Below are 21,798 nucleotides of genomic sequence, written 5' to 3'. Positions count from 1 at the left end.
CCCATAGCCAGGTGGAACCCTGCCCGTGGTGTCTGGGAGACGACGCAGGCCCAGCTATGCGGGCACTCGGCGTTGTTCTCGCGGACCTGGCCGACCTCGGGTACGACGCGGCGTGGTGTGGCCTACGCGCTGCCGACGTGGGCGCCCCTCACGAACGCTTCCGGGTCTTCGTCGTTGCTGCCGACTCCGACCTCGTCGGATCGCTTCGGGCCGGGCCACCACGGCGACGGGAGCCCGAACCTGCGCACGATGGTGCAGCTCTTGCCGACCGCGAGCGCCACGCCCTACGGCACCAACCAGTCTCCGACGCCCGGCGCGGCGGTGCGCCCGTCGCTGGAGACGATCGCCCGCGAGTTCGTCGAGCCGACGGCACTTCTGCCGACGCCTCGCACGGCGACCAAGCGCACCGGCATCAGGTGGGCGCAGCGTCCGGCCGAGCAGGGCGGCGCCTCGGGGGTGAGCCTCGAACAGGCTCTCGAACTGGCCGCCGGGACGCTGCCGCACGAGTTCACGAGCTGGGACCAGGTTCCGGCCGCGTGGATTTCGGCGGCTACGCACCCGCCATCACCAGGTGGGAACGCCGCCTCGGACGAGCCGCCCCTGCACCCACTGTGGACGGACGACGAGCCGATCGGGTCCTGAACCCGGCGTTCGTCGAGTGGATGCAGGGCGTCGAACCGGGCTGTGTGACCAACGTACCCGGCATCTCGCGCAGTGCCGCGCTGCGGATTCTCGGTAACGGCGTTGTGCCGCAACAGGTTTCGGCCGCACTGCCGTGGCTGTTGGCCGCGCTCGCCGAGCCGGCAGGCGAGGCCGCGTGATGACCGACGAGACCCGCGACGCGCTCACCGGCGTGGCCGAGACCCTCGACCGCGCCCTTACTCACCACCAGGCCCGCGACCGGCACGACGCCGAGGTCGCGCTCGCCCGGCTGGTCGCCTACTCCCCAATCACACAAGCGCTCGACGACGCGCTCGACACCGTCCGGAGGCTGCTCGATGCTGCCCCGACTACCTGAGTGGCAGACCCGAGCGGCGTGCAAGGGCCGCGTTGACGTCGACTTCATCGAGCCGAAGTCGCCCGCCGAGGACGCCGAGTGTCGCGCATTGTGTGCCGGGTGCCGGGTGCGCGAGCAGTGCCTCGCCGCCGCGCTCGCTACCGGCGAGGCGTGGGGGCTATGGGGTGGGCTCGACGCCGAGGAACGCCTGCGGCTCGCCGAGCGCGACGGGCACGAGTTGCCCGCGGTGCTGCCTGCGCACGGCACGAACCCCCGCTACGCCAAGCACAGGTGCCGTTGCGACCTGTGCCGCAAGGCGCACACCGACTACGAGCGCGCCCGCCGAGCCCATCGGCGAGTGCGGGTCGAGCCGTGGTCGCCGATCGTGCTCGCCGAGCCGGTGCGTATCGGTCGCGTGTGGGCGGGCGCCGGGCAGCTCCTGCTCCCACTGCCGGGTGTGCCGAGGCCTCGCGAGGCCGAGCCCGGCGAGTTGCTCGCCTCGGCGGCGTGAGCTGTACCGGTGCGGTGCCACCCGCGACAGGCTGCGGACGGCACCGCACCGCATCCGGCTAGATCACGCCGCTTTCGTGCAGCTTCACGGCAACGACGATCAGGCCAGCGATCCCCGTAGTACCCCACACCAGTTTGAGGACCTTCACGCCGTCTGCTCGGCGTTGCTTGTCCGCATTGGACAGAGCGACGCGCGCAGCACAGCCACTCACCACAATCGCGAAGACAACGCAGGCGACCAGCAGCGACAACAACATGGACACTCCCGAAGGGATGGAAGTGTCCCGCCGCCTACGCCTCGCCTGCCGATCCGGCTTCGTAGTGCTGGGACTGGAGTGGCTCCAGGGTTCACGGGTTCCTGCGACGCTAGGACTCGGGCACGGTCCCGTACTGCGCGTGCACCCTCAACGGTACGCGCGCGAGGACGAGCAGCGCACGCAGCCACGGAAGCACCCGTATAACACCAGGTCAGAAGCGTGAATCAGTCTGTTGGTCTGCCTGACGGTCTGCCTGACGGTCTGTCTGTCCGTCCGTTTGTCCGTCCGTTTGTCCGTCCGTTTGTCCGTCCGCAACTGAACACGGAGTCGCGGCAGTAGATCCACCCGTCAGTTCAACAACCGGTTCACCCTTATCCGGCGAGATAAGCGCAGCTAGCCGAACTTGCAGATGATCGCAGGCACATACAAAAACGCCCGTTTTTGCCGTCCGTTTTTGCGTCCGAAAAAAAGTCCGAAGTTGTTCGCGCACGCAGAGTGTCATAGTGTGGTAGTGCGATGGTGCGACCAGCACGTCGCGTGCAGAAGGCGACGGCCCGCCACGTGTGTTCAGACCACACGTCACCGGCAGGCCGCCGCCAAGGGGCTACCTACCGCCGCGCAGCCTGCGAGCAGCAATGCGAAGTGTCCCGGCGAGCGGCCTCGTACCTGTTGCGAGGCCGCTCAGTTCCCAGAGGTCAGCGGCCATACCGACCGCGTCGACCCCGAGAGCGACCCACTCCAACAGGCCGGCGACTCGCGCGCGCACCTCGTCAGGCGGTACCCCTCTACGTCGAACCATCGTTGCCCCTTCCCCGCTTCCGCCTACGGCAGCCCGACAGTCGGGTGCACGTGCCGGAAACGACGGTCCCCCGACTTGGAAGGAATGGGGCAGCAGGTTCGACGAGTGTCATTAAAGGCGATCAAGGGCCGTCCTTGCAACTTGCCACGTCGATAGCCACCGAATCCCGACTACGGCGGGCGGGCGAGAAATAGACATAACTGCGGTTATGTCTAGAACCCGTGGCCCGAAATCGCTTCCCAGAGTTACCGCGTGGCCTGGGACGTGCCCGCCGCCGGTGACATCTCGGGCACACGGTGGCTTCGTGATCCCTTGTTCATCGCCCCGGTGCAGCAACCCGACCGACCTCGACGTGTACGTGTGCGGGGTGTGCCTCGGCAGGCTCGACGGCGACCTCGCCGACGTGGCCGACCTCGCCGAGGAACTCGACACGACGATCGCCCGCCAAGCGCGCGTAGGGATGCCTGTTGGTTCCCGTACCGCCGAGGTAGGGCTGCCCTACAACGACGGTGCCGCCGAGGTCGGCCGCGACCTGCGGTCGGTGCTCTCGACCTGGGTGCGTGAGCTGTGGGAGACGCACGGGCCGCGCCGCGTGACCCGCACCGCGGCCAATGTCGAGGTCGCCGAGCTGGACCCGCTGGACCTCGACGACACGCTCGCCGAACTCGCCGCGTGGCTGCGGCGCCACCCGTCGTGGATCGAGTACCACCCGGCGGGCGGCGAGCTGGTTGACGAGATCACCGACGCCGTCGAGCGGACACGCCGGGCGGTCGATCTGCCTCCGGCCCGGCTGTACTGCGGACCGTGCCCGGACTGCGATGCCGATCTCTACGCCCGACCCGACCGGGAGACGGTCCGGTGCCGCGAGTGCGAGACCCGGCACGAGGTCGAAGCGCTGCGGGCCGCGCTGCTCGATGCCGCGCGCGAGCACCTCGGCACGGCCGCCGAGATCGCCCGCGCGTTGCCGAGGCTGCTCGGCCGTGACCTGTCGGCGAACTCGCTGCGCACGTGGGCACGCACCGGCAAGCTCACCCGACGTGCGCCGGACGCGCAGGGCCGAACCCGGTACCTGGTCGGTGAGGTGATCGACGTCGCGCTCGCCACCCCGGTGCGTTCGCGTGTCACCCGCGCTGAGGCCCCGTGTGCCTAAACTGCGAAACCGCAGCGGGTGAACTGTGCCCATCCCCCGGCAAGACGGCCCCGAGACCCACCTCCCCCGGTCTCGGGGCCGTCACATGTCTGGACGCAGGCGAGGTGATTTCCCTTGCCGCACAACCCGGTCACCGATGCCGACCGCGACCGCGTGCGCGAGTTGCACGCCGAGGGCAAGAGCCGCAACGACATCGCCCGCGTAACCGGGCGCTCGGCATCAACGGTGACCGTGATCGCCCGCGAGCTGGGCCTGTCGTTCGACCGCAGCAAGACGGCCGCCGCGACGCAGGCCCGGCAGATCGACAACCGCGCCCGCCGCACGGAGATCACCAGCAGGCTCTACGGCCGCGCCGAGCAGGTGCTCGCCCGCTTGGAGTCGTCCGGCTACAAGTTCACCGCCACGACGGTGCACGGCATCGAAACCAAGACGCTCGACCACGTGCCCGCGCAGGACGAGAAGTCACTCGCGAGCGCGCTGTCGACGCACCTCGCCGCTGCCGCACGGCTCGAAGCGATCGACGCCGAGAAGGGCAGTGAGGGCGCCAAGTCCATGTTGACCGGGCTCGCCGTCGCGCTCGGCATCGCCACCACCACGGTTGTCGATGAATGATCTTCCGCTGTCGGCGAGGCAGCTCGAATCGCTGCGCGAGTCGACGACGCGCGTGTCGATCTGGTCCGGGGCCATCCGCAGCGGCAAGACCATCGCGAGCCTGCTTCGCTGGTTGATCTACGTCGCGAACGCGCCTCGTGGTGGTCAGCTGGTGGTCGTCGGCCGCACGCGGGACTCGGTGGCGCGCAACGTGTTCGCGCCGCTGCAAGACCCGTCGCTGTTCGGGCCGATCGCCGATCTCGTGCACTACACGCCGGGTGCGCCTACCGCGCGCATCCTTGACCGCGTCGTGTACGTGCTCGGCGCGAGCGACTCGAAAGCCGAGAAGGTGCTGCGCGGTCTGACGTGCTGCGGTGCCTACGTCGACGAGCTAACCGTTATCGCAGAAGAGTTTTTCGTGCAGTTGCTCGGCCGGATGAGCGTCCCCGGCGCGCAGCTATTCGCTACGACGAATCCCGACTCGCCGGCCCACTGGGTGCGGCGCCGCTACCTCGACCGGCTCGACGCGCTGCCCGACTGGCGATCGTTCGCGTTCACGCTCGACGACAACCCAGCGCTGACCGAGTCCTACAAGGACTCGATCCGCCGCGAGTACACGGGCCTGTGGTTCCGACGGTTCGTCAAGGGCGAATGGGTCGCGGCCGAAGGCGCTGTGTTCGACATGTGGTCGCCCGCCGAGCACGTCGTGCCGTGGGCCGAGCTGCCCGACATGGCGCGGCTGCTCGCCGTCGGGATCGACTACGGCACCACGAACCCGACGTCGGCGATCTTGCTCGGCGAGGGCGTCGACGATCGGCTGTACCTGGTCGACGAGTGGCGCCACGACCCGGCGCACGCGCGCACACGCCTCACCGACGCGCAGCTGTCCGCCGGGCTGCGCGACTGGCTCACGCTCCCGCACCTGCCGCGCCCGAGTGCACTGCGTCCGCAGTGGATCGTCGCCGATCCGTCGGCTGCGTCGCTGCGGGTGCAGCTCCACAACGACGGCGTCACCACGGCCGCCGCCGACAACGACGTCGCATACGGCATCCGCGTCGTGTCGAGCCTGCTCGCCGAGAAGCGGCTGCGGGTCGCCGACCGATGCGCCGGGTTCGTCGCCGAGGCGCCCGGCTACGCCTGGGACGACAAGGCGACCACCAAGGGTGAAGACCGCCCGATCAAGGTCGCCGACCACTCGCTCGACGCCGGTCGCTACGCCATTACCACAACGGAAAACCTTTGGCGTGCAACGCTTGCGCTCGCCGCGTGACCGAGGACAGGAGGTCACGCCGATGCGCGACCAGTGGCCCCCGAAGCCGTTCGACATTGCAGCGAGCAAGATGCGCGAGTGGAACGCCTGGTACGTGGGCAAGGCCGAGGACCTCGCCGCGCACTACGGCAACGGCCCGGTGATCCACTCGCGCCCGTCGCAGTACCGGGGTGGCTTGGTCGGTGCGGTGAGCCGTTTCTTTTGGGGGCGCCCGGTTTCGCCGCGTGGACAGCAGCGGACCCGCGTGCACATCCCGCTCGCGTCGGACCTGGCAACCATGTCGTCCGACCTGCTGTTCGCCGAACCGCCGCGCGTGCGCGTCGAGAACTCCAGCGCGCAGGTGCGGCTCGACCGGATCATCAACACCCCGCAGACGCACAGCGCACTGTTGGAAGCGGCCGAAGTCGCCGCCGCCCTCGGCGGCGCGTACATGCGGGTGGTGTGGGACGGCGACGTTCGCCCGCACCCGATGCTCGACGCGGTCGACGCCGACGCCGCCGTACCCGAGTGGCGTTGGAAGACGCTGCACGCCGTCACCTTCTGGCAGACCGTCGCGCAGTCCGACGGCGCCGAGGTGCTCCGGCACCTCGAACGGCACGAAGCGGGCCGCATCGTGCACGCGCTGCACCTGGGCACGGAGGATGAGCTCGGTCGCGCCGTCCCGCTCACCGAGCACCCGTCGACGGCGTGGGCCGCCGAGCTGGTCGACGCCGACGGGGCGATCGAGACCGGTACCCGTCGGCTGACCGCGACGTACTGCCCGAACATCCGGCCGTCACGTGAGTGGCGGTCGGTGCCCGCGCTGCGTCCGTTGGGGCGCAGCGATTTCGACGGCGTCGAGCCGCTGCTCGACGTACTCGACGAGGTGTACTCGTCATGGGTCCGCGACGTCCGGCTCGCCCGCGCGCGGCTGATCGTGCCCGCTGGGTTCCTGCAACCGCTCGGCCCCGGTCAGGGCGCGATGTTCGACGACGACCAAGAGGTGTTCACCGAGCTGAACATGCTCACCGGCCGCAGCGAGTCCAAGCCGATCACAGCGACGCAGTTCGAGATCAGGGTCGCCGAGCACAAGGCCACGGCCGAGCAGATCACGCACGACATCTTGCGGGCCGCCGGGTACTCGCCGTCCAGCTTCGGCGAGACGAACGGCCGCGCGACCGGTGTCACCGCGACCGAGGTCGTCGACCGGCGAGAGCTGTCGGAGACCACCCGCGACAAGAAGTCGCGTTACTGGTCAGCCGCGCTCGCACCGATCACCGCGGCCTTGCTCGACGTCGACAGGCACGTGTTCGGCACGCCCGGCGTAGCGCTCGACGAGGACCCGGTCGTGAGCTTCGGCGACCAGGCGCAGGCCGACGTCGGCGACCTGGCGCGCACCGCGCAGGCGTTGCTCGCCGCCGAGGCCGCGTCGACCGACGTGCGGGTGCGGATCGTGCACCCCGACTGGGACGACGACCAGGTCGACGCCGAGGTCGCCCGGATCTTCACCGAGACCGGCCGCAACGTTCCCGACCCCGCTACCTGGCGCGGTCCGCAGGACGGGGGCGCCGATGGCCTGGGAACCGTCGCCTGACGCCGACCCGCGCGACGTCGTCGAGCAGCTCGCCCGCGACATCCTCGCCGTGTTCACCGAGGCCGAGGCGCGGCTGCTCGCCGACATCGCCCGCCGCGCCCGCATCGGCAACGACGTACCGGAGTGGGCCGCGCAGAAGGCCTCTGCGGTGCGCGAGGTCCGGCTCGCCGTCGAGCGGATGCTCACCCAGCTACGCGCCGAGACCGGGACGGCCGCCGCCGAGGCGGTGCTCGCCGCCTGGCGCGCGGGCGCCGCCGCAGGCCTCGCGCAGCTCGCCGACGCCGGGGCACTCGACCGCTCCCAGCTCGCCGCACTGCGCGACGTCATCCCTGGCATGGACGCCGCCGCGCTGCTAGCGGCCGACCTGACGTCGCGCCTCGACGCCTTGTATCTGCGGGTGCTGCGGTGGGCGCAGGACGCCTACCAAGTCGCGGTAGCCGCAGCAGCGCCGTTGCAGTTGCTCGGCATGGCGACGACCCGCTCGGCGCAACGCTCCGCCTGGGACCGCCTGGTCTCCCAAGGCGTGACCGGGTTCGTTGACCGGTCCGGCCGGGCATGGAACCTGGCGAGCTACACCGAGATGGCCGTGCGGACGGCGACCGCACGGGCGTGGAACGACGGGCACCTCGCGCGCATGGAGCAGCTCGGCGTCGAGCTGGTCACCGTCTCCAACACCACCGACGGGTGCGAGCTGTGCTCTGTGTGGCAAGGAAAAATCCTTGCCAGGGCCGGCGGTGCGGGCCGGCGGACCGTCGAGAACGAACTCACCGGCGAGCCGATCGAGGTCGAGGTCGCCGCCACCGTGGAGCAGGCCCGCGCCGCCGGGCTGTTCCACCCCAACTGTCGGCACACGCTGCTCCCGTACATCCCCGGCGTGACCCGGCTCGCCGCACCGGCCAAGCACGACCAGGCCGCCGAGGACGAACGCGAGCACCTGCGCGAGCTGGAACGCAAGGTACGGCGCGAGAAGCGCAAGAAGTCCGGCGCGCTCGACGACACCGACGCGCGCAAGGCACAGGCCCGTATCCGCGAGCTGCAAGCCGAGATCCGCGAGCACGTCGACGCCACCGGGTTGAACCGCAAGCGCTACCGCGAGCAGACCAACCTCGGGCACGGCAACGCGGGCAAAGCCCTCGCCCGCCGCAAGGCCGTTGACGAGCACGTCGTCGAGGGCACCGTCGAGCAGTCACGGCTCGACGCCGTCGCGGCCGAGCAGGCACGGCGACGCGAGCAGGAACGCCTCGCCGCCGAGCAGGCCGAGCAGCAGGCGCGCGAGCAGCTCGCCGCCGAGCTGGCCGCGCTCACCGACGACGACCTCGACGCCCGACTCGCCGAGGTCGCCGACGACGAGGACGCGGTCGACGCGGTGCTCGCCGAGATGGACCGCCGACAGGCCGAGGCCGACGCCGCCGAGGCCCGCCGCGAACGCGACCGGCAACGACGCGAACAGCAGCGCGAGCAACGCCGCGCCGAGCAGCTCGCCGAGTACGAACGCCTTATCGCCGACGGCATAGACGACGAGGACGCGTGGGCGCAGGTCACCGGCACCACGGTCGAGAAGCTGCACCGTGAAGACGCCATCCGGCGACTACGCGCCGACGGCTACACCGGACGCGGGTTCGACGAGTTGGCCCGTGCCTCGTATCGCGACTACGTCGCCGAACAGTTCTGGCAGGCCGAGGCCGACACCAACGGCTACCTGCTCAACAACGCGGGCGAGGCCGCAGGCATCGACCCGCGCGAGCTGTTCACCGGCCCCGTTCGCCGGGCGCGCAAGTGGGCATCCGACGAGCTGCTCGGCTGGTGGGACGACCACGGCCGCATGTCCTTCGACGAGTACGCCGCATGGCTGCTCGGCAACGCCGCCATCGCCCGCGACGCCGGGCGCCGCACCGGCGGAGAGGACTGGTTGCAGTGACCCACACCGCCGATGTCCTCGCCGCCTACGACGCCGGACAGCGCGCCGCCGAGCAACGGCGACCAGCCTCGAACCCGTACCGGACCGCTGATGGGGCAACTCGAGCTCCCGCTCGATCGCTCGCTATCGCGTGGCGGGCCGGGTTCCGCCGAGTCACCGCCGCGTTGCCCGTCGACTACGCGACCTAGCCGCGCGTCCGCTTTCTCACCACAAGATGTGGTCAATACCCCTGGGTATTAACCACATCTTGTGGTGCGCCCGCCGCTCGGCTCGGCGCGCTGTCTCCCCTTCCCCCACTGCTGGCCTAGGAGGTCTGCCCATGTCCGCACCCGTCTCCGCCGAGACCGGCGAGGGTGCCCCGACCGAGACGTCGCCGGAGTCCACCGGCGACCCGACCGCCCCGCCGCCTGGCGACGAGGGCACCGGCGCAGCGACCACGCCGCCGGAGCAGAACGCGCCGGACGTCGATGCGCTGCGTGCCGAGCTGGCCGAGTGGCGTAGCAAGGCCGAGGGGCAGCAGAGCGTCGTCGACAAGATCGCTGCTGCGCTCGGCATCGGCACCGAGGGCACCCCGCCGACCGTCGAGCAGGTCACCGACCAGCTCACCGCCGCGCAGACCGAGGCGCGCGAGCGCGCGGTCGACCTGGCCGTGTTCAGGGCCGCGCCCGCCGCGAACGCCGACCCCGACGCGCTGCTCGACTCGACCGCGTTCCGGCGCCGCGTCGCCGACCTCGACCCCGCCGACGCGAAGTTCGGTGAGCAGGTCGCCGCCGCCATCGCCGACGCGGTGAAGGCAAACCCAAGGCTCGCAACGACTTCCGCCGCGCCGCAGCGCAGCGGCGGAGAGATCACCGGCGGCTCGCCGACCACATCCGACGACCTCGGCTCGCTCTCAGTCGAGGACTACATCAAGCGCACCCGGAAGAGGGGTAACTGACCTTGCCCAACCAGCTTCTCACCGTGGACGTGATCGCCCGCGAAGCGATCGCGACCCTGTACGAACAGACCGTCATGGCCGGGCTCGTGCACCGCGACTACGAAGGCGACTTCACGGGCAACAGCGGTGACACGATCACGATCCGCAAGCCCGCTGTCTTCCAGGTCAACGAGTTCAACCGGCAGACCGGAATCCAGTTGCAGGAGGCCCGTGAGGGCTCGACCACGCTCACGCTCGACAAGGTCCCCGACGTGTCGTTCGCGGTCACGTCCGAGGACTGGACGATGCGCATTACCGATTTCCGCGAGCAGTTCCTACAGCCTGCGATGGAGGCCATTGCGCAGTACGCCGACCGGCTCGTGCTCGGTCTGCGCGCCGACATCACGCAGACCGTCGAGTACAACGCGACGGCACCGAACCCGTCGGATGTGCTGGTGGACGCCGGGCTGATCCTCAACAGCGCGAACGTGCCGACCGCTGAGCGACGTGCGGTCGAAAGCCCGACGCTGACGGCACTGTTCCAAAAGGACCCGCTGTTTGTTCAGGCGCAGCAGGTCGGCGACGACGGGACCGCGCTGCGCGAGGCCTCGATCGGCCGCAAGCGTGGTTTCGACAACTACATGAGCCAGAACATCAAGGACGACGTCAGCGTCGCTTTCCGGCGCGAGGCGTTCGCCCTGGCAACCCGCACGATGGCGCTGCCGCGAGGCATCGGTGCCGGGCAGGGCTCCGTCGTGAACTACAAGGGTCTTGGCCTGCGGGTGATCTACGGCTACGACATGAGCAAGAAGCAGGACGTCGTCAGCATTGACGCGCTCATGGGCGTCAAGACGCTGGACCCCAAGCGCGCCGTTCTGATCAAGCGCAAGGCGGGCGCCTGATGCTCTCCTACCGGAACCGCCGCACCGGCGAGGTGCACGTGCCCGAACCGGGCTCGTGGATGGCCGACCGACTCGACGGGCTCCCGCAGGTGTGGGAGCCCGTCGAGTCCGTCGAGGGCACCCTGCCCCCGGTGAAGCCGGCCCGCAGCGCCCGCAAGTCCGAATGGGTCGCCTACGCCCTGACGCGCGGCTACACCCGCGAGGACGCCGAGAGCCTCTCGCGCGACGACCTCGCCCGGCTGCTCGACGACCCCGACGCCGAACCCGAGGCGTAGCCGTGCGGGTGTACGCCACTGTGGACGAGCTGCGCGACTACGCGGGCGCCCACGTGGTCACCGAGGACTCGCCGCGACGCCTCGCCCGTGCCTCGGAGCTGGTCGACTCGCACCTGCTCGCCGCCGTGTACGCGGTCGACGCGCAGGGCTACCCGACCGGCGCCGAGGAACGCGACGCGCTGCGCCGCGCGACGTGCGCGGTGGTCGAGTGGTGGCACGAGACCGGCGACCCGGTCGGCGCCGCCGGGCAGTACAGCGAGTCGCAGATCGGCACGGTTCGGCTCAAGCGTGCTGACCCTGGTGTGCCGTCGGACATCGCACCGAACGCGGTGCGCATCCTCACCACGGCCGGGCTGCTCTCGCAGTTCCCGATCGCCCCAGACCGGTGGGCAACCGGTTACGGAAAACCGCAGTGACACAACAGGTTGCGGGGTGAAGCCGTGCAGATTCCCGCCGTGCTGCTCCCGCACACCGTCACCGTTCACCCCTACCTCGGCACCGGCGCCTACGGCGACGTGTGGGGCAACCCGGTCGTCGTCCGCGAGGTGTTCGTCGAGGACCGGCGCCGCCTGGTCCGCAACCAGTCCGGCGAGGAACTCGTGAGCGAGTCCACCGTGCGCACGCGACCGGGCGTGCGCATCCCGGTCGGCTCGAAAGTGACCGTCTGGCAAGGAACTCCGCTCGAACGCACCGGGCGCGTGATCACCGCGAGCCTGTTCGCCCACCCGTCGAGCTGGTCACACACCGAGATCGCTCTCACCTGACCGATTGGGGGTGCGGCATGGCGGTCGAGATCAGCGGGAACGGTGGCGTCCGCGTCGAGTGGAACGGCGCGGCCGTCACCGAGCAGGCACGCCAAGGCGCCGCGCGCGGCTTGGCGCTCGGCGCCGAGCACGTGCGCGGCGTGTCGGTGAACCTGGCACCGCTGGACACGGCGGCCCTGCGGAACTCGGCGACCGCGAGCCACGACCCCGACGCGCTCACCGCGGCCGTTTCCTACGACACCCCGTATGCCGCACGGCAGCACGAGGAACTCGACTACCACCACCGCACCGGCGGGCCGAAGTACCTCGAACGCGCGCTCGCGTCCGAGGCCGATCTCGTCGCCCGCCTGGTGCAGGCGCAGGTACGCAAGGCGCTCGGCACATGAGCTGGACGCGCACCCTCGCGCACGGCCTCGCCGAGCACCTCGCCGCCGAGGGCATCGGGATCTATCGCCGGGCCGGCAACTACCTCGAATCCGAGGTCGGCATCGTCATCGGCACCGTGCCCGCCGCACCGGCGCGCGTCCTGGTGCTCTCCCTGTATCCGCTGTTCGACGACGTCGACCAGGCCGACAGCGTGCTCGGCCTGCAAGTCCGCACCCGCAGCGACGGACCCGACCCGCGCGAGGTCTTCGACCGCCTCGACGACGTGTTCGACCTGCTGCACGGCGCGACGCACCTCGACCTCGGCGGCGTCTTTGTCCACCTCGTGATGCGCACCTCGTCGGTGCCGATGAGCCGCGACCAGTCCGGCCGCTACGAGCACGCCGATACCTACCAGCTCACAGCGCATCGGCCAGGCGCGCACCGTTCGTGACGCCTGCCGATACATTTGCGCACATGGGTGCAGGCCAGGTCTCTATATGGGTACCGCTAGTCGTTGGCGTAATCGGACTGGCAGGAGTTATATGCGGCCAACTGATTAACGCATGGCGCGAAGACCGCCGATGGAAACGCGAGCAAGAACGTGAGGATTTGCGGTGGCAACGCGAGCAAGAGAAGAACGATACAGAGCGGGAGCATCGCAACATGCTCGATTGGCGCGACCGCAAAATTGAGATTTACAGCGAACTGCTCGGCGCATTCAAGGAGTGCGAATACGCAGCGCTTGAGACGGACAGCTTCCGATACGTAGTTGACGGGGGCGAAGCCTACTACTCGGCACATGACTTTCAGGCCCGCCTTAGCGGAGCTACCGAGCGTTTTCGTGCTACAGCTCAGAAAGTCACCCTCATTGCCTCTTCGGAACTTCGCGCACGCATATTCTCTCCGCCATCGGAAAATTCAGTCGTCTACTACATTGGCGAAGAAGGTCGACTAGTAAGCCCTGCCGAGCTGCGACGGTTTGCCGAAAATATTCGAGACAACCGCGAAGCGGCGATAGCAATCATGCGCGAAGAACTCGGAAGCAAAGACGAAACGATTTGGTCTCAGATGTTCAGGAGGTAGTCGGTTGGCCCTTCGGTCTCTACTTGCAAAGGATTGGACACTCGAAGTCGATACCCGCACCGCAGGCGCGACCGCTCCGCAGTGGACGCGCATTGGCGGCTTGACCAGCTTCACCGAGACCACCGACGACAACACCGAAGACGACGGCTCGTTCGACGATGACGGCTGGGGTAGTTCCGTTGTCACACAACGAACCTGGTCGATCGAGGCCGAGGGCAAGCGCAAGCGCACCGACGCGCAGGCCTTCACCCCGGACCCCGGACAGGAAGCCATCCGCAAGGCCGCGCGCATCGTCGGGTTCGCCGCGAACCTGCACGTCCGCTGGTACCGCAAGGACGGCTCACCCGACGCCTACGAGGGCACCTCGACGGTGTCCGGGTTCACCAAGGGTGGCGGCAAGACCGACCTTGAGCCGTTCAACTTCACCCTGAACGGCCAGGGTGCCCCGGTCGAGATCACCAACCCCGCAACCAACCCGGCGGGCGCGAGCGTCGCCGCGACAGGCAAGGAGGTCGCCTGATGGCGTTCGTTGATCTGTCCGAGGTGCTCGACGCTGATCTGTCGTTGCCCTACAAGGGAAAGACCTACGTCGTGCCACCGGTGGACGCCGAGACCGGTCTGCGGTTTCAGCGGCTCGCCGCCGTCGCGGCGCAGGCCGCGAAAGCAGCGGAGAGCGGCGAGGCGTTCAACCCGGACGACATCGCGCTCGACGACGACCAAGAGGCCGACCTGTTCGAGCGGGCGCTCGGCCCGGTCTACGACGAGATGCTCGCCGACCGGGTGCCGTGGCCGGTGCTCAAGGTCGCGGGCATGACGGCGTGGCTCGATGCCGCGTTCAACCGGGAGACCGCAGAGGCCTACTGGAACGCGGCAGGCTCCCCAAACCAGACGGCCGGGAATCGGACGACGCGACGCGCGGCGGACCGATCGACCCGGCGACAGGGCTCCGCGAGTGGTACGACCCGGACCCGCTCGACCACGACGAAGGCGACGGCCACACGTGGGCGGAAGTCCTAGAACGCTGGCAGCTCGTCGAGGCTGACCTGCATCAGGTCTACGGCGTCGACGTCGAGTCGGGCATTCTCGCCGCCCGGTCGTGGCGGTGGCTGCGGGTCCGCGTCGCCGGGCTGCTGTCCTGCGAGTCCAGGCTCGCCCGCGCGTTCGCGCCCCCGGAACACCAGCCGCGCCACCGGTAGGCGCCCGTCCAGCCGCCGGGGGTGATGCCCCGTGGCGTTGACCATCGGCGAACTGGTCGGGTTCCTCAAGATCGACGGAAGCGGCTGGAACCGAGGCCTCGCCAAGAGCCGAGGCGACCTCGACAAGTTCAGCCGCGACGCCAACGGCCGCCTGCGGGACCTGCGCGGGCGGTTCGTCGCCGAGGGCGAGGCCTCGGGCAAGGGGTTCGGCGCCGGGCTCGGCAGGCTCCGCGAGTACGCCGACAAGGTCGAGGACGTCGGCAACCGGGCGGGCACGTCGTTCGGGCGCCTCGCGCTGTCAATGTCCAACGTGGCGACCGCGTCGTCGGTCGTGCACGGGGTCGTGCCGATCGTCGCCTCGCTCGGCGGCGCCCTGGCGCTGCTGCCCGCTATCGGTGTCGCGGTCGGTGTCGGCATGTTCGCCGCCAAGGTCGGCATGTCCGGGTTCGGCGATGCCATGTCCTCAATGGACGATCCGGAGAAGTTCGCGCAGAGCCTCGAAAAGCTCTCGCCCGCAGCACGCTCTACCGCGCTCGCCGTGCGGGACCTCGCTCCGGCGTGGAAAGCCGTCAAGCAGGAGACGCAAGAGAACCTGTTCGCCGGGCTCGCCGACGACATGCGGGCACTCGGCAGCGGATACCTGCCCGTGCTGAAATCCGGGCTATCGGGGATCACCGCGGAGTTCAACACCGCAGCGCGCGGGACGGCCGGTTTCCTCGCCGAGGCCAACCAGGTACAGACCGTCTCGGGGATCTTCGGGCAGGTCCGGACGTCGATCGGCAACACCACCACGGTGGTGCAGCCGCTCGTGTCGATCCTGCTCGACCTGGTCGCGGTCGGGACGACGTTCCTGCCCGGCATGACGGATGGGTTCGGCTCGGCCGCACAGTCAGCGGCCGAATTCGTAAGCCAGGCAAGGGAAAGCGGTCGGCTCGGCGAGTGGATTTCGGCCGGCATTTCCACGCTGGGGCAGCTCGGCGACGTGTTCGGCAACCTGTTCGGCATCGTGGGCGCCGTCTACGGCGCGTTGGACACCGGCGGGGCGAGCCTGCTCGACACGCTCACGCGGGTCACGGGCATGGTGCGCGGGTTCCTGGAGTCGTTCGAGGGACAGCAAGCGCTCGCCTCACTCGCGTCACTGCTCGGCACGGTCTCGGGCGTGGTCACCGGCGTGGTGCTGACCGCGCTGCGGCAACTCGCCCCGGTGGTCGTCGCGCTCGTGCCCGGTTTCGCGCAGCTCGCGACGCAGCTCGGTTCGGTGCTCACCGCCGCCCTGATCGTCGCTACTCCGCTGCTGCTGGACCTGGCTACTTTCCTCTCGGAAAACATGGTGTGGCTCGGCCCGCTCGCGATCGGTCTTTACGCTGCGGCACAAGCGTTTCAGGTCGTCGGCGTCGCCGTCCGCGTGCTGAACGTCCTCATGATGATCAACCCGTGGGCGCTGCTGGTCGCGGCAACGATCGCACTCGTCGTGCTGATCGTGACCAACTGGGACACCATCGTTGCGGCCGTCGGCGCCGCGTGGGACTGGCTGGTTGCGGCCGGACGCACAGCGTGGGAGTGGATCGTCGGCGCGGTGCAGAAGGCCGTCGACTTCCTGCTGTGGTTGTTCCTCAACTGGAGCCTGCCGGGCCTGATCATCAAGCACTGGGACACGATCGTTGCCGGGGTCCGGCTCGCCGTTCAGTGGGTGCTCGACGCGGTCGGCTGGCTCGGCTCGCTGCCCGGCAAGGTGGGTGCCTGGTTCGGCCAGGTCAAGGACTGGATCGTTCAGAAGTGGTCCGAGGCGGTCGACTGGCTGCGGGGCATCCCGCAGCGCATCCTCGGCGCGCTCGGCGACCTTGGCCGTCTGCTGCACGACACCGGCGTGAACATCATCCGAGGCCTGCTCGGCGGCTTCTCGTCGATGGCGGGCGCCATCCGCGACAAGCTGCTCGGGATGGTCAAATCGGCGTGGGGCTCCGTGCTGGACTTCTTCGGCATCCGCTCGCCGTCGCGCCTCGCCGCCGAGGCAGGCGTGCACGTCGGCGAGGGGCTCGTCGTCGGACTTGGCCGCATGTCGGGTGCGGTGGACCGCGCTTTCCTTGACATGGCAGCACTTCCGCCGATTCCCAAGGTGGTCATTCCGGCGCCCCGACTTGCCACGCCGACCGGTACAGGCTCGGGCTCGCTGGACCCGTTCGACCCGCGTCGTGCTGCGGGTCCGGTGGTGCACGTGACCAACCACTACCCGCAGGCCGAGCCGACCTCGACGACGGTCAACCGATCGTTGCAGTACGCGGGCGCGCTGGGGGTGATCTGACCTGGCGACGTACACAGTGGACGGTGTCACGCTCGATCACCCCTCGGGCTGCTGGAAGTTGCTCACCGGGACGCAGGTCCGCCCGTTGCCCGGCGTGCGGGCCGCGTCCGTCGCCGTGCCCGGTCGCGCTGGTGTGCTGCCGATGGTCGGCGAGGACGTCGAGGCGACCACGATCGGCCTGCACCTCGGAGTGCGTGGCGTCGGCCCAGACGGCGTCGATCGTGGCGCCGCCGGGCTCGACGCCAACCTGCAAGCCCTGTACGCGCTGTTCGGTGTGCGGCACCGGCTGCTCGACGTCCGATACCGGGCCGCACCCGGTATCGGCGAGGTCGCCGCCGAGGCCGCGGTGATCTCCGCGTCCGAACCGCAGGTGTGGATCGGTGCCGCTCGTGCTCGGCTCGCCGTGGTGCTGCGCGTGCCCGGCGTGTACTGGCGCGATTCGACGGCGTCCGCCTGGACCACGCGCACGATCGGCGCAGTTCAGCGGGTCGAGATCCTCGACGGAGCGACCGCGCCCGTTGTCGACGCCGTCCTGCGGATCACCGGGCCGATGACTGATCTGCGGATCACCGACACCGCTACCGGTGGATGGGTCGGCTACCCCGGCGCCCTGGCGACCGGGCGGGCGCTGCGGGTGCACTGCGGACGGATGGACGCGCACGAGGCGCCGTCGGTGTCGTTCGACGGCACCGAAGCGAACGCGACCGGACGCGTCGTCACCGGTGGCCCCGGCTCTGGCTCGCGGTTCCTGGCGCTCACGCCTCGGCCGGTGACATCGGCACACGACCGTGGTGTGCAGGTGCTCGTCGAGGGCACCGGCACCAGCGACACCACGCTCGTCGAGCTGCGAGCGAGAAGGGCGTACCTGTGAGCTTCGACGTGCGTCTCGTCGCACACACGCCGAACGGTCCCCGTCTCGGCGTGCTGCCGACTCCGCTCTCGCTCGACGTGGCCGTGCCGCTCGACGACGTCGGCTCACTGCGGTTGTCCTACGCGCTCGGAGCACCGGGCGCCGGCCTGCTCGCGAACCCGATCGAGGTCGCCGTCGAGGCCTACGACCCTTCTGCAGGAGGTTGGTCGGAGATCCTCGGCGGGCGGTTCCTGCGCATCAAGCGATCGGGCAACGTTGTCGATCCGACCGGGACGCGGTCGTTCGAGCTGCCCGCCTACTCGTGGATGCTGCGCAAGGCCCGGTTGTTCCCCTCCCAGCACGACAACGCCGAGGGCAAGCGCCCTTTTGCCTCGGCCACGGCTGGCACGGTGGTCGCGACGCTGCTCGGCGAGGCCAAGGCCCGTGGCGCGCTGCCCGGTCTCGCGGTCGACTTCACGCCGAGCGCCGACAGCGCCGGGCAGCCGTGGGCCAAGGTCCTCACGATTGCTTACGAACCTGGTATCGACGTGCTCACCGTGGTGGACAACCTGGCCGAGCAGGGCGTCGTCGACTGGGTCATGACCAGCCGCACGCTGCGGCTTTTCAACGCCGACACCGTCCTCGCCCGCGACCTCACAGCCGGCGGCGCCCCCGTCGACCTGCGCCTCGGGCGCGACGTCACCGACGCCCCGGACGAGGGCACGTTCGAGGAACTCGCATCCGCCGTCTACGTCAAGGGCGAGGGCACCGCCAGGCTCGAACTGACCAACCCCAACGCCCCAACCCCTTGGGGTCGTTGGGAAAGCTTCATCACCCAAGGCGGGGTGCGCGACGAGGGCACCATGCGGCTGCTCGCGCAGGCCGAACTCGACCGCACCGGCCGCGAACGCGTGCAGATCACCCGTGCCGTGTCGTTCGGTGCCGCGAAGTGGTTGCCGCTGCGGGATTACCGGCCCGGCGATTACGTGCTCGCGCCCGGCGACGGTGGCTCGCTCGCGTCGCTGCGGGTCCGGCAGATCGCCCTCACTCGCGACCAGGCGGGCACGCTCGGCGGCAACCTCGTCTTGAACGACCGGTTCCTCGAACGCGACTTGCGGCTCGCCAAGCGCACCGCGGGCATTGTCGGAGGCTCGACGGCGAGCGGCGGCTCGGGCACTCGCCCGGCACCGGAAGGCCCGGACACGCGCGACCCCGCCGCACCGGCCGGGCTGATCGTCGCGACGACCGCATATCTCGACTCTGACGGTGCCGCGCGCGGGCAGATCACCGCCACGTGGGGCACCGTCGACAAGGCCACCGACGGAACGGCGATCGAGGTCGCCCGCTACGAGCTGTACCAGCGACCTAACGTCGCCGGGCTCACCTGGTCCAAGCTCACCGACACCCAGCACCCCGACAACACCGCGACCAGCTCGCCCTACGACGTCGGCACCGAGTGGGCGTTCAAGGTCCGTGCCGTCAGCCGCGCCGGGGTCATCGGCCCGTGGTCGAACACCTACGCCGTCACCATCGCCGCCGACGCCGAGGCACCACCGCGGCCATCGGCGCCGCGCCTGTCGACCAGGCTCGGCGTGATCCATGTCGACTGGGACGGCAAGGGCGCCGCAGGCGAGATCATGCCGAGCGACTTCTCACACGTCGACGTGTGGATGCAGGCGAGCAGCGACGCCCCGCTGTGGTCGGACACCTGGACCTACAGCGACAACAAGCTCGACCCTGCACTGTGGACGGCCCTGCACTCGTCCAGCGGCGGAGCGCCCGCGTACACCGTGGCGGGCAACAAGCTCACCATCACCGGCGGCTCGGACCTGTTGGCGACCAGGGACACCGGCGCGCGGGACTACACGGTCACCGCCGCTGATCTCAAGGTCGGCACGCAGTACCGCGCCGGGGTCTACGTCCGGTACGCCCCTGGGCCGTCACAGGAGTGGCCGTACAAGGAACGGGCCGTGTATGCGTTGGTACGCCGCAACGACACGGCCAACCCGCTCGTTCTCTACGTCGACGCCGCGACCAGCAACCGCGAGGTACCGCTGACGCTGCCCGCCGGGGCCTCGCTCGACAGGCTCACGCTCGCCCTGGCGGTGCGCGGCCGTGCGGTTGAGGTGTTCGTCAACGGAACTTCCGTGCACACCAACACGCTTACCGAGTCGGAGTTCGCCGAGCTGGACGGCACGGCCGCCGGGGTCTACCTCGAATGGCCGCAGGCATCCGTCGGCACGCTCACCGTGCAGCCGCCCGCCTCGACCGGACCGGTACGCGTCGGGCAGTTGGAAGGCGCCGGGGGCATCGTCGTCACCGACCAGCCGTACAACCAGGGCCGCCGCTTCCACCTCGTCGCCGCCGACCGCAGCGGCAACACCTCGGCCGTGTCCGACCCGGCGACGATCAGCACGCGCCCGCTCGTGCCGCCCGACCTCGTCGGCAAACCGATCTACGGCGACAAGATCGTCGCGAACAGCATCACCGCCGATCAGCTCGCCGTCGGCTCGATCACAGCCGGAGCCATCCGCGCCGGAGCCATCACCGCAAGCAAGATCGCCGCCGATGCCATCGACGGCAAGACCATCACCGGCGCCACGATTCGCACCTCGGACGACGACCCGCGCGTGCAGCTCGACGAGGACGGCATTCACGCGTGGAACTCCGCCGGGACGCGCACCGTCGAGATTTCCGGGGCGACCGGCGCCGCCGACATCGCGGGCACCCTGCGCACCGGCACTAGCGGTGTCCGGGCGATCGTCACGTCGAGCGCGTTCGGCGGCTATCCCGGCATCCACTTCACCGGCCTGGCCGGATCTCCAGGGTTCGAGCCCACCGTGCACGCCCGTGACGACGGCACCCTGTGGGCGCTGTCCGCCGAGCAGACCGGCAACAGCTCAGGCCGCGTCGACCTGATCATGCGCAAGGGCGGCGCGTGGTTCCTGGGCAAGCAGTTCGGGGACACCAACACCAGCGTGAGCATGAACGCCGAGGGCGGCGGAAAGCTGTTCATCGACGGCATCCTGCCCCGTGGCATGTCCAACACCCGGATGCTCGGGTTCGGCATCACCCACGTCAACCCCGGCGCCTTCTCGATCCGCATCGACCACGGCGGCACCGTCACCGTCGGTTCCCCTGTCCCGCACTGCACGATCGTCACCGGTGCCCCACAAGACGGCGTCACCTGGGGCGTAACACGTTGGGACAACAGGGGATTTCAGTTCAACTGGTCTCGCGGCGCCGAGATCGACATCCATTGGTTGATCGTGAGGACTGCCTGAAATGCATATCGAGATCATCAGTACCGAGATCACCGACGAACCGGGCCTCGGCCCGTGCTACCGGATCACGCAGCGCACCGACCTCGGGATCGAGCTGTATGTGCTGCCACGCTCGGCGATCGCCGCCGACCTTGAGCTGTACGGCGTCGACAACCCGCTGATCGTCCTCGACTGGCGCTTGCACAGCTACCGAGGCGAACCGCTCCCGCCGGGAACGATCGAGGCCTCGCTCTACACAGCCGCCGAGGCGCAGCAGGCACGCGTGTTCGCCCTGTACGCACGGGCGCACCTCGGAGGCGCCACAGCCAGCAGCGACGCCGAAATCAGCGACGACCTGCTGGTCAAGATGACGCAGGAAATCGAGCAGGCCGAGAACGACGTCGAGGACCTCACCGCCAAGGCCCGCCGGATGCGCGCGGACGAGATCGACGCTATCCGCACGAGCGTGACCATCGTCGACGACCGCGGGCTCGCCGAACTGCGCTCGCTCGTGGCCCGCGACGCCGGGCAGATCGCCCTCGATCGCGACGTCGTGCGCGAGCAGCTCGCGCCGAGCCTGCACACCACCTAGCCCGAACTCGCCGACCAGCCGACGCACCGAGTGCGTCGGCCGATGGCGCACGCCCAACCGCAGTACCGACCGGAGAGGAACTCATGACCGCACCGACACCCGACACCGGCGACGTCGTCGGCCCCGATGCGCTGGACCTCACGCCCGAACCGATCACGGACCCTACGCACGCCGACTACGTCGAGCCGTTCGCCGACGCCACCCCCGTCACCGAGGAGGCCTGA

Annotated in this window: 26 protein-coding genes and 1 pseudogene; 25 read left to right on the top strand and 2 right to left on the bottom strand. The window is 69.6% G+C overall.

The genetic code is table 11. The annotated features are described in order from the left end of the window. Nucleotides 1–56: 56 nt before the first annotated feature. The 4 genes and pseudogenes from UK23_RS53670 to UK23_RS48535 all read left to right on the top strand — a co-directional run. Nucleotides 57–167, top strand: a pseudogene (locus tag UK23_RS53670) (hypothetical protein); the annotation flags it as partial. A 444-nt stretch (nt 168–611) separates the two neighbouring features. Further along, nucleotides 612–821, top strand: a complete 210-nt coding sequence (locus UK23_RS53665) for a hypothetical protein (protein WP_082114580.1) — start codon at nt 612–614, stop codon at nt 819–821. Then, nucleotides 821–1,018, top strand: coding sequence for a hypothetical protein (locus UK23_RS11490; RefSeq protein WP_156213036.1), 198 nt, complete (start codon nt 821–823; stop codon nt 1,016–1,018). The genes UK23_RS53665 and UK23_RS11490 overlap by 1 nt, the downstream gene beginning before the upstream one ends. After that, nucleotides 999–1,508, top strand: coding sequence for a WhiB family transcriptional regulator (locus UK23_RS48535; RefSeq protein WP_082114579.1), 510 nt, complete (start codon nt 999–1,001; stop codon nt 1,506–1,508). Before UK23_RS11490 ends, UK23_RS48535 begins: the two co-directional genes overlap by 20 nt. A 58-nt stretch (nt 1,509–1,566) precedes the next feature. On the opposite strand, the gene UK23_RS11480 is transcribed toward UK23_RS48535, so the two are convergent. Next, nucleotides 1,567–1,764 (bottom strand): hypothetical protein, encoded by a 198-nt coding sequence (locus UK23_RS11480; RefSeq protein ID WP_045311423.1) that lies wholly within the window; start codon nt 1,762–1,764, stop codon nt 1,567–1,569. A 1,103-nt stretch (nt 1,765–2,867) separates the two neighbouring features. Here UK23_RS11480 and UK23_RS11475 point away from each other — a divergent pair. The 16 genes from UK23_RS11475 to UK23_RS51425 all read left to right on the top strand — a co-directional run bounded on the left by UK23_RS11475 (nt 2,868) and on the right by UK23_RS51425 (nt 14,388). Next, nucleotides 2,868–3,713 (top strand): hypothetical protein, encoded by an 846-nt coding sequence (locus UK23_RS11475; RefSeq protein ID WP_063778061.1) that lies wholly within the window; start codon nt 2,868–2,870, stop codon nt 3,711–3,713. Nucleotides 3,714–3,827: 114 nt separating this feature from the next. Further along, entirely contained in the window at nt 3,828–4,325 is a 498-nt protein-coding gene (locus tag UK23_RS11470) for a helix-turn-helix domain-containing protein (protein WP_045311421.1), read from the top strand. Next, a complete protein-coding gene (locus UK23_RS11465; protein WP_045311420.1) occupies nt 4,318–5,574 on the top strand; it encodes a PBSX family phage terminase large subunit in 1,257 nt (418 codons plus the stop codon). Before UK23_RS11470 ends, UK23_RS11465 begins: the two co-directional genes overlap by 8 nt. Nucleotides 5,575–5,596: 22 nt before the next feature. Next, nucleotides 5,597–7,147, top strand: coding sequence for a phage portal protein (locus UK23_RS11460; protein WP_045311434.1), 1,551 nt, complete (start codon nt 5,597–5,599; stop codon nt 7,145–7,147). Next, complete coding sequence (locus tag UK23_RS48530) at nt 7,125–9,065, top strand: phage minor capsid protein (RefSeq protein ID WP_052684576.1); 1,941 nt, start codon at nt 7,125–7,127, stop codon at nt 9,063–9,065. Before UK23_RS11460 ends, UK23_RS48530 begins: the two co-directional genes overlap by 23 nt. Then, nucleotides 9,062–9,253: a hypothetical protein gene (locus UK23_RS51435; RefSeq protein ID WP_156213035.1), complete on the top strand. Its 192-nt coding sequence runs from the start codon at nt 9,062–9,064 to the stop codon at nt 9,251–9,253. Before UK23_RS48530 ends, UK23_RS51435 begins: the two co-directional genes overlap by 4 nt. A 131-nt stretch (nt 9,254–9,384) precedes the next feature. Then, on the top strand, nt 9,385–10,002 hold the full coding sequence (locus UK23_RS11450) for a hypothetical protein (protein WP_052684575.1): 618 nt from the start codon (nt 9,385–9,387) through the stop codon (nt 10,000–10,002). Nucleotides 10,003–10,004: 2 nt separating this feature from the next. Then, a complete protein-coding gene (locus tag UK23_RS11445; RefSeq protein WP_045311419.1) occupies nt 10,005–10,883 on the top strand; it encodes a P22 phage major capsid protein family protein in 879 nt (292 codons plus the stop codon). After that, nucleotides 10,883–11,158 carry a hypothetical protein gene (locus tag UK23_RS11440; RefSeq protein ID WP_045311418.1) on the top strand — a complete coding sequence of 92 codons (276 nt, stop codon included), beginning with the start codon at nt 10,883–10,885 and terminating at the stop codon, nt 11,156–11,158. The genes UK23_RS11445 and UK23_RS11440 overlap by 1 nt, the downstream gene beginning before the upstream one ends. 2 nt (nt 11,159–11,160) lie before the next feature. Next, entirely contained in the window at nt 11,161–11,574 is a 414-nt protein-coding gene (locus tag UK23_RS11435) for a hypothetical protein (protein WP_045311417.1), read from the top strand. Between the two features lie 24 nt (nt 11,575–11,598). Further along, complete coding sequence (locus tag UK23_RS11430) at nt 11,599–11,922, top strand: hypothetical protein (RefSeq protein ID WP_052684574.1); 324 nt, start codon at nt 11,599–11,601, stop codon at nt 11,920–11,922. A 17-nt stretch (nt 11,923–11,939) separates the two neighbouring features. Continuing rightward, nucleotides 11,940–12,308 carry a hypothetical protein gene (locus UK23_RS11425; protein WP_045311415.1) on the top strand — a complete coding sequence of 123 codons (369 nt, stop codon included), beginning with the start codon at nt 11,940–11,942 and terminating at the stop codon, nt 12,306–12,308. Beyond that, the gene (locus UK23_RS11420) at nt 12,305–12,739 is read left to right on the top strand and encodes a minor capsid protein (protein ID WP_045311414.1); all 435 of its coding nucleotides are present in this window, start codon (nt 12,305–12,307) and stop codon (nt 12,737–12,739) included. Before UK23_RS11425 ends, UK23_RS11420 begins: the two co-directional genes overlap by 4 nt. Before the next feature lie 23 nt (nt 12,740–12,762). Next, on the top strand, nt 12,763–13,371 hold the full coding sequence (locus UK23_RS51430) for a hypothetical protein (RefSeq protein ID WP_156213034.1): 609 nt from the start codon (nt 12,763–12,765) through the stop codon (nt 13,369–13,371). A 4-nt stretch (nt 13,372–13,375) separates the two neighbouring features. Further along, complete coding sequence (locus UK23_RS48525; protein WP_419503876.1) at nt 13,376–13,891, top strand: phage tail tube protein; 516 nt, start codon at nt 13,376–13,378, stop codon at nt 13,889–13,891. Continuing rightward, entirely contained in the window at nt 13,891–14,388 is a 498-nt protein-coding gene (locus tag UK23_RS51425) for a DUF7426 family protein (RefSeq protein ID WP_045311413.1), read from the top strand. The genes UK23_RS48525 and UK23_RS51425 overlap by 1 nt, the downstream gene beginning before the upstream one ends. Here the strand turns inward: UK23_RS51425 and UK23_RS51420 are convergent. After that, nucleotides 14,385–14,612, bottom strand: a complete 228-nt coding sequence (locus tag UK23_RS51420; protein ID WP_156213033.1) for a hypothetical protein — start codon at nt 14,610–14,612, stop codon at nt 14,385–14,387. The two genes, UK23_RS51425 and UK23_RS51420, sit on opposite strands and share 4 nt — an antisense overlap. Here UK23_RS51420 and UK23_RS11405 point away from each other — a divergent pair. The 5 genes from UK23_RS11405 (at nt 14,599) to UK23_RS51415 (ending at nt 21,798) form a co-directional block, all read left to right on the top strand. Further along, entirely contained in the window at nt 14,599–16,869 is a 2,271-nt protein-coding gene (locus UK23_RS11405) for a phage tail protein (protein ID WP_045311412.1), read from the top strand. The genes UK23_RS51420 and UK23_RS11405 overlap by 14 nt on opposite strands. Before the next feature lie 16 nt (nt 16,870–16,885). Beyond that, nucleotides 16,886–17,740, top strand: coding sequence for a hypothetical protein (locus UK23_RS11400; RefSeq protein WP_052684572.1), 855 nt, complete (start codon nt 16,886–16,888; stop codon nt 17,738–17,740). Continuing rightward, complete coding sequence (locus UK23_RS11395) at nt 17,737–21,003, top strand: hypothetical protein (protein WP_052684571.1); 3,267 nt, start codon at nt 17,737–17,739, stop codon at nt 21,001–21,003. Before UK23_RS11400 ends, UK23_RS11395 begins: the two co-directional genes overlap by 4 nt. Nucleotide 21,004: 1 nt before the next feature. Further along, on the top strand, nt 21,005–21,574 hold the full coding sequence (locus UK23_RS11390) for a hypothetical protein (RefSeq protein WP_045311410.1): 570 nt from the start codon (nt 21,005–21,007) through the stop codon (nt 21,572–21,574). 83 nt (nt 21,575–21,657) lie between these two features. Beyond that, entirely contained in the window at nt 21,658–21,798 is a 141-nt protein-coding gene (locus UK23_RS51415; RefSeq protein WP_156213032.1) for a hypothetical protein, read from the top strand.

It is taken from the genome of Lentzea aerocolonigenes, assembly GCF_000955955.1.
Taxonomy (GTDB): domain Bacteria; phylum Actinomycetota; class Actinomycetes; order Mycobacteriales; family Pseudonocardiaceae; genus Lentzea; species Lentzea aerocolonigenes_A.
The sequence above is the reverse complement of the archived record's forward strand: the minus strand, read 5'-3'. Positions and strand labels throughout refer to the sequence as shown.